The organism is Ekhidna sp. (assembly GCF_040220215.1).
GTDB lineage: Bacteria > Bacteroidota > Bacteroidia > Cytophagales > Cyclobacteriaceae > Ekhidna.
Genome location: NZ_JAVJTR010000005.1, coordinates 115,577 through 125,875, shown reverse-complemented (window position 1 = coordinate 125,875; position 10,299 = coordinate 115,577). Strand labels below are relative to the sequence as shown.

The window sequence follows — 10,299 nt, the reverse complement described above, 5'->3', positions numbered from 1 at the left end:
AGGAGGATTTATACTTTGATGTAGTCTTCACTAGTTGGGACGAAGGTGGAAGTGGAGGTGGATTCAGCTATGTTCGATCTTCACCGACACCAGGTTGGATAACATCTGAGAAATATCAAGGTACCGTTCCCGCCGGTCAGCAAGATGTTTTACAGATGTCATTAGATGCTACAAATTTGTTTGGTGGAGAGTATGCAGCAAACCTATTGTTCTACAGCAATGACCCAATAACTCCTCAGGACACCATAGCTGCATTGTTTAATGTTACCGGAGTACCGGATATCAGTATCTCATCATCGGCCATTGACTTTGGTGAACAATTCGTTGGATCAGTATTAACAGATAGCGTAATTGTTTCCAACAATGGATCAGATCAATTAATAATAAATGATATCTTTCTTTCAGACGAAACGGATTTCTCTTTAAGTGTCACATCATTTGAACTTAACCCAAATGAGTCACAAACAGTAGTGATCACGTACAATCCACAAGTGGTGGAAACAGATAATGTAACTATGACTATTTTGAGCAATGATGTTGATGAAAGTTCCATTGAAATAGTTTTGTCAGGCGAAAGTGTGGATGCTCCAGTTATTTCCATTACACCGACAAGCTTAAGTGATGACTTATTTACTGGAGAGAATACAACTCAAACCTTAACTATAGATAACAGTGAAGGTGGGAGTGATCTTGTTTGGGAAGCGTCAATAACCTATGAGTCACCTTCAATGAGGAGTTCACAAAAGAGTAACACAACTTTTGGTTACAAAAAATTCAAGAAGGGTGAAATCGATCAAAGAGTTGGAGCACCTGTGATGGCAGGAACAGGTGGCCCTGATAATTTTGGCTACTATTGGGTTGATAGTGATGAAGCTGGTGGACCAGCCTATGAGTGGGAAGACATTGCAAACTCCGGTACTAACATCACTGGAAGTATGAGTGATGATAATGTGTCCGGTCCATATCCTTTGGGCTTTGAATTTGAATTTTACGGAAATACTTATGATGAATTTTACGTTAGCTCTAATGGCTTCATAAGCTTCAATTCATCGTCATGGGATGGATGTTGTTCGGGACAACCAATACCAGGAGACGATGGGGTAAATAACATCATTGCTTGGGCATGGAGAGATGGATATCCGTTTGGTAATACCTATTATGAGAATTTTAGTGATAAAACCATTATTCAATTTGATGGTTATGGGCTTTGCTGTTCGGAGAGTTCAGGAAGTATAACTGCGGAAATTATACTCTACCATACAGGTAAAATCAAGCTGAATTATAAAACATTGACTGGAAGCTATACTGATGGTTTTCAAAGTGTTGGAATTGAGAATATAGATGGGACAGATGGCTTACAAGTAGCAATTAATACAGAATACCTTCATGATGAACTAACCGTGGAGTTCTCAAACTCTAATACTAATCAATGGCTTTCAATGTCACATTTCTCAGGTGTAGTTCCTGCTGGCTCAGCGGAGCAGGTAAACATAAGTTTTAATGCTGAAGGTATGGATGGAGGAAGCTATGGCGCTACAATCATCGTAAACAATAACGATCCAACCACTCCAAGTGTAGAAGTTCCGGTTAGTTTAAGTGTAACGGGTACGTCTGATATTAACGTGTCTACCTTGGATATAGACTTTGGTTCTCACTTCGTTGGTACTCACGTTAGTGATTCTATTTTAATATCAAACGAAGGTACAGATGTATTAGTAATAAGTGATGCAACCATTGAAGGAGATCAGGAGTTTGACGTAGACTTCTCTCCATTCGATTTAAACCCGGGGGAAACAAGTTATTTAGCAGTTAGCTACACTTCAGAAGTGGCAACTTCAAGTAGCGCAACATTGCATATTTATAGCAATGATCCGGATGAGAGTGAAATGATAATTTCCTTGTATGGTCTAGCAGAAGAGCCACCATTAATAACCATAAATCCAACAAGTTTATCAGAATACCTAATGGAGGGTGAGCAATCCACCCAAACCATAACTATAGATAACTCTGAGGGGGGCAGTGCGCTTGAATGGCATGTAGGCTTCAATTCATCTCAAATCAACCAATTTAATAAGGCAGGGAACTCCAACATATCTACATTGGATGGAATACCAGGCGGAACAACTGGAATCTATTTTGAGAATGATGAGACTGTCTATGTCGTTAATTGGGAAAATGCATCTCTAGATAGATACAATGTAACAACCGAGTCTATAGAGGAGTCTTATCCAATTCATTCACTACCATATGGAATTACATTTGCCAATGGTCACCTTTGGATAGGAGATGCATTTGGAATAGTTCGAAGTTATGATTTTGATGGTAATGAAATTGACTCATTCACACTGCCATATTCTGGATATGCTGCAATAGCATTTGATGGATCTAATTTCTTGTTCACACCAGCCTTTGAAATTGGCGATATGAATAAGATTGATTCTAACGGAACAATAATAGATTCCTACATTAACCCAGGGGTTCAGATTTATCAATTGGTTGGAGAAGGTAATAAATATTGGTCTTTAAATGGAGATCCGAATTCACTAATGCTCTACAATTTGGAGTTATCAAATGGGGCAATTCAGAAAACGGATAGTTTAACAATTGATGGTTTAAATGAGTTCTCTTACAGTTTAGGGAGAAGTTCAAATAAACTACATGTTGTTGATTTTCTTGGAAACAGTGTAGCTCTTGATTTTTCCAATTGGTTTTATTTTAATGAGACATCAGGTAGTGTACCTGCTGGCTCATCTCAAACTGTGAACGTAACTTTTGATGCTAGTGGTTTGTCAGAAGGTTTTTATGAGTCAGAGGTTGCTATATCAAGCAATGACCCTAATAAAGGGGTAATTGAAATTCCCGTAAGTCTTGAAGTGACAAATCAACCATTTCTAAATTGGGAGGTTCAGTCAATGGAAGTGAACCCGGGTGTAGGATCAATCACTATTTTGTTGGAAACAAATTTAAGTACCTACGATATCTCATCTACTGCTAACTGGATTACCATAGATGATCAAAACAAATTCATTGTAATTGATTACACCGAAAACACAGGCACTAGGAGGGAAGCTGAAATTCTAGCTAGTGGAAGTGGTATCGAATCTAATTTCATTCTGACTCAAATTGGCAATGTACTGGGACTTGATCATAACGAAATCTATATATATCCTAATCCTGTTTCTTCATTTTTCAGAATTAATAGTACAGATGTTGATCAAGTAAGTATTGTAGATATTGCTGGCAAACAAATTAGTTTTTCCCTCCAGAGACTTGAAAATGTAATTCAAATTGGTTTAGATAACAATCCGACAGGTATCTACTATGTCAAGATACTTATGGAAGATGGGTCTTTATCAACTCAAAAAGTTATTTTAAAAAAATAAGTCAGTAAGATTGAATCTAAAGGCGGCTCAAAAGGTCGCCTTTTTTTGTTTAACACACATTAACATATTACTTGTACAAAAACACAACTATGTATTTAACTTGTGCGTTTGTACAACAAATCATAATATATATGAGAATATTAGCCTACACTTTGCTCTTCGGATTCGCCTTTTCAGTCGTATCACAACAGAAGGGTGAGCAATCCCTTGCTCAATTGGAAGAAAGTCCGGCTGGGTCTAAGATAATCTGGTTTTTAGATGCATTGGAAGCAGGGGAGATGTCTGATCAATCCATAGAGAAATATTTCGCGCCAAAACTCATTGATAAATCGGGAGTCGATAAGCTAAAAGGGGCATTTGAAAACATAAAAAATAATGATGGAAGATTGATTTTGTATCAGGCTGATCGCAAAAATATAACTGAGTATAAACTCATTGTTAAGGGAACAAAATCAAATGAATGGATGGCAATGGGATTCATCTTTGAGGATGATTCTCCTTATCGAATTGCAGGATTTACGATTGATTCTATTGAAGGAGCATATGACTCACTTAAATCCATTTATCCAAAATCTAACTAATAAATTATGAGAGGAGAACACTTAGGAGAATTGGAAGAGTTGGTTCTACTTACTGTAGGGTCGTTCATGGATCATGCATATGCAGTTGCCATTTTGGAAGAGATTCAATCGAATACTAAGCGATCCATGGATGTAACTGCCGTTCATTCTGTACTCAGGAGACTTGAAAAGAAGGGGTTTGTAAGCTCAGAAATGGGAGGGGCCTCTAAAGAAAGAGGCGGGCGAAGAAAACGCATATTCACACTCACAAAAGTTGGTCGAAGGGTCTTAGACGAAACCATGGAGCTTCGCTATTCACTCTATCAGAAACTACCAAAACTGACATTTGCCGGCTTGTCATGAATTTGAGACCACCCAAATACGCAGACAGGTTTTTAGAGTGGTTTTGCGATCCTTATCTAGTTGAGGATTTGCAAGGCGACCTCTACGAGATATACCTAAAAAAACATCAACGGGGAAAGCTGATTGCCGACATCCATTATTGGTGGCTGGTCATCAGGTCATTCCGCATCTCCGCACTTAAACCAAATCGAAAACTCAAAAATCACGGACTTATGATTACCAAAAACAATTTCAAAATTGCATGGCGCGTGCTCTTAAGAGATAAGTTTAACACCGCCATTAATCTTCTGGGACTAACTATAGGCATCACATGCTTTTTGCTTTTGGGACTTTATGTCAAACAAGAACTTAGTTATGATCAATTTCACGCGAAGAAAGATCGTATCTATCGCCTGGTGTTAAATGAAGACTATGGTGATGGGCGTACTTTTTACAATTCTACCACGCCTCTTAGGTTTGAAAGCATGTTGGAAGAAAACTTTCCTGAAGTGGCTCGAGGCGTACAGTATATAAGACGGACACATCTGGTTGGAAGAGGAGAAAAGCGCATCAATGAACCAGTGGCTGTTATTAGTCAGGACTTTTTTAAGATGTTTGATTTTGAACTGCTGATTGGGAACAAAGAAGAACCTTTTTCATCCAAAAGTGGTGTGTTGTTATCAAGGGAATATGCTCAGAAATATTTTGGGGAGATTGATCCAATAGGTAAATCATTGGCTTTGCAGATCAATGAAGAAATACGAGATTTTGTTGTTGAGGGGGTTTTTGAAGATATCCCAAAAGAATCAAGCATTCAGTTTGATATAGCCCTTTCCAGTGAAATGCAAAGTGATTTGTATAGTGAGCGGGCGTTTACAGCCTGGTTTAATATCATTCCGGAAACTTATATTTTGCTTGATGAGGGTGTTGATCCGGCCAGTTTGAATGAGAAAATTCAGGACTTAATCATGAGCTTCATGGCAGATATGGATATGGGTGGCGAACCCATACAGAGAGGTCAATACAATATCGAATTTCAACCTTTAACAGATATACACTTAAATCCGAATGTGCCGCTAGGTTACGCCCCTGTTGGTAACCCTCAATATGTAGCAATCCTGGGTGCAATTGGTTTGCTGGTCATCATCATTGCATGTATGAATTACGCTACACTTTCTATTGGCCAATCATTAAAGCGTGCGAAAGAAGTTGGAGTAAGGAAGGTATTAGGAGCCTTCGGCAGATCGCTAACTACGCAGTATTTGGTGGAAGGGATTTTACTCACATTAATTGCGATGACAATAGGTGTACTCCTGGCTTTTTTGATGGTGCCTACCTTTAATCGTTTAACCGGTACAGATCTCGTGATTGAATTTGAATGGTGGCATGTCTTGGTTTATCTGAGCTTGGCCCTTTTTATTGGGTTCACTTCTAGTTTTTATCCAGCGTGGATTCAATCCAAATTCAAAGCAATTTCAGTATTACATGGAGGGAGCCAGTCTACAGATAAGGTGAAGGCAAGGAAGGGGATGATTGTTTTCCAATTTATCATTACTGTCTTTCTCATAAGCACATCTTTATTGATCCGAAAACAGGTAAACTATCTTCAAAATAAAGATCTGGGAATTCAATATGATGCGGTTGTTTCTGCCAGACTAAACCCAAGTCCGGAGGCACAGCGCATTCCGGAGTTGACCAGTACAGCTATGCACAATGGAGAACTGCTAAAAGCCAGGCTGGAAAAATATCCTGAGATCACACAAATTGGAATGGGTAGTCATGTGTTTGGTAGCAATGGCTGGGCACACTATGGATTCAACGATAAGGATGGTAATTTCAAGCGCTTTAGGCTTTTGGTTGCTGATCCGGCATATCTGTCCTTATTTGACATTGAAGCCAAAGAAGGAAGACTGTTTGAGCAAGGCAATACCCTGGATGAAAGACAAGGGGTATTGTTAAATCCAGCTGCTGTTACTTTGCTTGGTTTGGAAAATCCGGTTGGGGGTCAGCTGCCGAATGATGAGTTCGGAGATCACCAAATCCTTGGAGTTACAGAAGAGTTTCACTTTTCCTCGTTGCATAGTTCTATCGAACCACTAGTGATCGTTCAAAATCCAATACCTATTCTGATGGGGATTTCAGATTTGGATATCAATGACTCATTCATTCCTAAGCTTGTGTTTAGATACAATGGTAGCAACTTGTTGAAGGCTACTGAAATCTTACAACAAGAATGGGAATCGGTTTTTCCAAATGAAAGCTGGAACTATGAATTTGTGGATGAGCGCATTAAGTCTCAATATGAAAGTGAAGCTAGGATGAATAAGCTGATCACGGTGGCAACTTTCCTTTCGATAATCATTGCAGCACTTGGATTGTTAGGTTTATCGCTTTTAGTGGTAAACAGTAAAGTGAAAGAGATCGGAATCCGAAAAGTGATGGGAGCATCACCCATTTCCATTTTTGGTTTGTTGGCTAAAGGGTTTTCTATTCAAATCACAATAGCAATTATACTTTCGATTCCTTTAACTATACTTCTTATGAATCGTTGGTTGGACAATTTTGCTTATCGTACTGAAATAGGTGCAGGACTTTTTGTGTTAAGTGCGCTCACCTCCATAATAGTGGCAGGTGCAGTTATTAGCTACCAAACCATGAGGGCCTCCAAGGTAAACCCAGTAGAATCCTTAAGAGCGGAGTAAACTAGGATTTGATAGTATAGATTTTAATTGTCGGATCAAAAGTGTCAGTTATACTTTTTATAGTTAACTGACACTTTTTTAATAGCCCTTCCATGTACCCGTTTTGGCAGTATTCTATGTATTGTCTGTAGTGTGATGTGAAACGTTGATCGAACCACATCAACAGTTTTTGACTCACATTTTGAGGAGGTACAAATCCACAAAGAATTAATTGGTCTACGTACTTAGCTGAAGATCGAAGAACCTGAAGGGACACTTCATGAGGGATAACGTGAAAAAACAGCGACGCAGTAACAACTGTGAAATCATTGCTTGGTAGAAAATTGTGATCCACAAACAGATTTTTGAACTCGATATTACAGACCTTCAGAGTCTTTGCACTTTTTTGAGCATGCTTGATAATCAAGTCTGATCCATCAACCCCAAGTCCATATTTGATTTTAGAATGAGCTCTAATTAGAAAGTCACCCGTCCCACATCCAAGATCAATCACACGGTCTTGTTCTGAGAGCATCCCAATCATTTGTTCCCTGATTGGTCGCAGGTATTTATCAGAAGTTTGAGATTTTATCCAGCCGTTCATTTGATTGTTTTGTATCAAACAAAAGTGGATTTGGATACCATTACTTCGGCTTTTTTACTTTCACGATTTGTTGAAAAAAGATATTGTTTGGGACAGTGAATATGCCTTCTTTATCTTCCAGCTTAGTGTAAATCAATCCAATATCAATAACTTTTCCTGTGACTTCCTTTTCTACAAGAACAAGTGTGTCGGTAATCTTGAACGGATTGATGGTGTAGATAATGATGCCGGCGACAATATTGCTCAGAATACTCCATATGGCAAAAAAACCAATGGCGATTACACCGAGTATACTACCTAATGATATCCAGAGGTTATTTAAGTCACCCCCCCAGACAATTACTAATATAATAAGGGTAAAGGTGTAAAGTGAAATCATCAAAAGCCTCTTTGTAGCGGCCGCTCGATTCAGGTCGTAGGAAAATTTCCGAGCCAGTCTCTTGAGACTTTTTTGAATAAGCCATCTAGAAGCAATGAAGAGTATCAAAACAACCAACGTAATAGCTAATTGTATAAAGTAATTGGTCTCTAGCTTGCCAATAAATTCTGTCAGTTGCTCCATGGCTTAAAGTTAGTTGGGATATCTTGAAAAAAGGATGCAAATAAAAAAGGTTACCCAAAATGAGCAACCTTTTTGAAAGCAGAAATTTACTGTTTGACGGTAGTAAATTCTTTAAAATTTAGCTAGAAGAGGATATTGACGATAGTCAGTGAAAGAGCTAAACCTACAGTACATATCACAAAGCTCTTGTTGATAAATCCTTTTTGTTCTTTTGTTAATTGAAGTAAAGCCATGATGGAAGTTATTGGTTATGGATATGAAGTAAAACATTTCAAAAACCAACTCCAATTTTGTTCGTCGAAGCAGAATTCTTTGTAGATAATACCCTGAAAATCAAAGATTAGGCTATAGCCAATTCTTTCGTTTGAAGTAAATAACCATCCCAATGAATATAGCACCCATCACGCCCCAGACTATAAAATAGCCATTTCTGTACTGCAATTCGGGCATATATTCAAAGTTCATCCCATAAATACCTGCTATAAACGTTAATGGGATGAAGATGGTGGCCACTGTTGTTAAAACCTTCATGGTTTCATTCATCTTCTGACTCAGGGAGGCATAGTAGATGTTGGTAAGACTTTCTAAAGATCGGGCGGTGGAGTCTGCCTCTTCAATGGCATTCGCACAACTCATGCGTAAGTCATTGATGTATTTAATGTTTGGTTCGAGAAAGAGCGAGGTTCTGTTGTTCAGGATGTAATTGACAGACTCAAAGAACGGATTGAGTGACTTTTTGATGAGGTCTGCCCGTTTTTTACTTTTCTCCAAAGCCAATAGCGTTTCCTGCTTTGGATTTTTATAAACCTGCTTTTCGAGTTCAGCTATATCCTCATTGATATCTTCTATGGTCTCGAAAGAGTTATCCAGAATAGCGTCGAGTAATTGAATCAGTAAGTAATCAGAAGTTCTCTTTCTTACGAAACCTACACCTTCTCTGATCTTAAAACGAATGTCATCAAAGTGATCACTCTCTTTTTCCTGAAAGGAAATCACATAGTTTTTCCCTAAAACGAATGAGAGTTGTTCTACATCAAGTTGATCTTCTTCATCTAGCAATATGGATCGTACATTAAAAAAAAGGTAATCATCAAACTCCTCTACTTTGGGTCGTTGTGTGGTATCCAAAATATGTCTAACTGAAAGTCTGTCCATATTCATTACCTCGGCAAGTTCTTGAACCAGATCTACATCATGAAGCCCGTGTATATTGAGCCAGTAGATATTGGAGTCTTTCATTGAGCGCATAGGTGAGAAGTCTTTTTCTGTAGATTCGGAAACTTCCTTTTCATTGAATATGAAAAGCTGAGCTTTCACTTCTTCCAGCTTTTTCTCACCTATAAATGTGATTTCCGCTTTCCCTTTTGCTTTTGCCTTGAGGTCAGCATACATGTTGATCGGTGTTAGTGTGAGTTCTGTGAGAGTTTTTAAGCCGGTGAATAGGAGCTTATCGGGCCTGACTAAATCGATAGGTTTGATTTTCTTCAATTTCTTTCTCATACCTCCAAATTAGTGGATTGGTCACTCAAAAAGAAAACAAAAAATGAGGGGGTGTTCCTTGAAACATTGTTTTGCAGATGCAAGTTAAATGATACTACAGGGTATGAGTGATAAAGAAATAGTTCAGGAGAGGCTTCAGGAAAAGCAGCGAATGATTAATGCCGGTAGGTACATGACCAAATTATTTATTGTTGCAAGCTCCTTAATTTTCATTACACTTTTGATTGTTTGGGTTTTGCAAAGCCTTCCTGAATTGGTTGTGCCACAGATATATGAAGTTGGCACGTGGTTTATATTGGTTAGTAGCGCTCTGCTTGTACTCGGGCAGCTGAAAATCAGAGAAGATGAAATTGAAAAAGCTTTTCGGTTTACCGGACTTGGTCTGTTTTTCGGATTGCTATTCTCCGTATTGCAGGTGATAGGCTGGCAGGAAATGATTGATTCAAACTTATTCTTTAGGAATATTCTTTTCCCTTTCTCTCTCATCCACTTTATCCATATTGCTGTTGGTCTGGTTCTTTTAATATCCGTCTTCCGAAAAATCAGGGAATATCGTGTTCATTCAAAATCACGCCAGTATGCATATAATGTATTTATGTTCTGGCATTTTCTGGGAGGAATTTGGCTAATCTTTATTTTTCTGGGTTAAGACCTGTTTAATCATCGA

8 protein-coding genes are annotated in these 10,299 nt (G+C 38.4%); 5 read left to right on the top strand and 3 right to left on the bottom strand.

Going from position 1 to position 10,299, the window contains the following annotated elements; genetic code table 11:
* From RIC88_RS01075 to RIC88_RS01060, 4 genes are all read left to right on the top strand, one after another.
* On the top strand, positions 1–3,383 hold a 3,383-nt coding region (locus tag RIC88_RS01075; RefSeq protein ID WP_350215573.1), incomplete at its 5' end, for a choice-of-anchor D domain-containing protein.
* Positions 3,384–3,514: 131 nt separating this feature from the next.
* Positions 3,515–3,964, top strand: a complete 450-nt coding sequence (locus RIC88_RS01070; RefSeq protein ID WP_350215572.1) for a hypothetical protein — start codon at positions 3,515–3,517, stop codon at positions 3,962–3,964.
* 6 nt (positions 3,965–3,970) lie between these two features.
* Entirely contained in the window at positions 3,971–4,306 is a 336-nt protein-coding gene (locus RIC88_RS01065; protein ID WP_350215571.1) for a PadR family transcriptional regulator, read from the top strand.
* Positions 4,303–6,987, top strand: a complete 2,685-nt coding sequence (locus RIC88_RS01060) for an ABC transporter permease (RefSeq protein ID WP_350215570.1) — start codon at positions 4,303–4,305, stop codon at positions 6,985–6,987. Before RIC88_RS01065 ends, RIC88_RS01060 begins: the two co-directional genes overlap by 4 nt.
* Before the next feature lies 1 nt (position 6,988).
* On the opposite strand, the gene RIC88_RS01055 is transcribed toward RIC88_RS01060, so the two are convergent.
* From RIC88_RS01055 to corA, 3 genes are all read right to left on the bottom strand, one after another.
* Positions 6,989–7,588 carry a class I SAM-dependent methyltransferase gene (locus RIC88_RS01055; protein WP_350215569.1) on the bottom strand — a complete coding sequence of 200 codons (600 nt, stop codon included), beginning with the start codon at positions 7,586–7,588 and terminating at the stop codon, positions 6,989–6,991.
* A 22-nt stretch (positions 7,589–7,610) separates the two neighbouring features.
* Positions 7,611–8,132, bottom strand: a complete 522-nt coding sequence (locus RIC88_RS01050) for a mechanosensitive ion channel domain-containing protein (protein WP_350215568.1) — start codon at positions 8,130–8,132, stop codon at positions 7,611–7,613.
* Between the two features lie 345 nt (positions 8,133–8,477).
* A complete protein-coding gene (corA, locus tag RIC88_RS01045; RefSeq protein ID WP_350215567.1) occupies positions 8,478–9,632 on the bottom strand; it encodes a magnesium/cobalt transporter CorA in 1,155 nt (384 codons plus the stop codon).
* Between the two features lie 103 nt (positions 9,633–9,735).
* On the opposite strand from corA, the gene RIC88_RS01040 reads away from it, so the two are divergent.
* Positions 9,736–10,281, top strand: coding sequence for a hypothetical protein (locus tag RIC88_RS01040; RefSeq protein WP_350215566.1), 546 nt, complete (start codon positions 9,736–9,738; stop codon positions 10,279–10,281).
* The last annotated feature ends 18 nt before the right edge of the window (positions 10,282–10,299 follow it).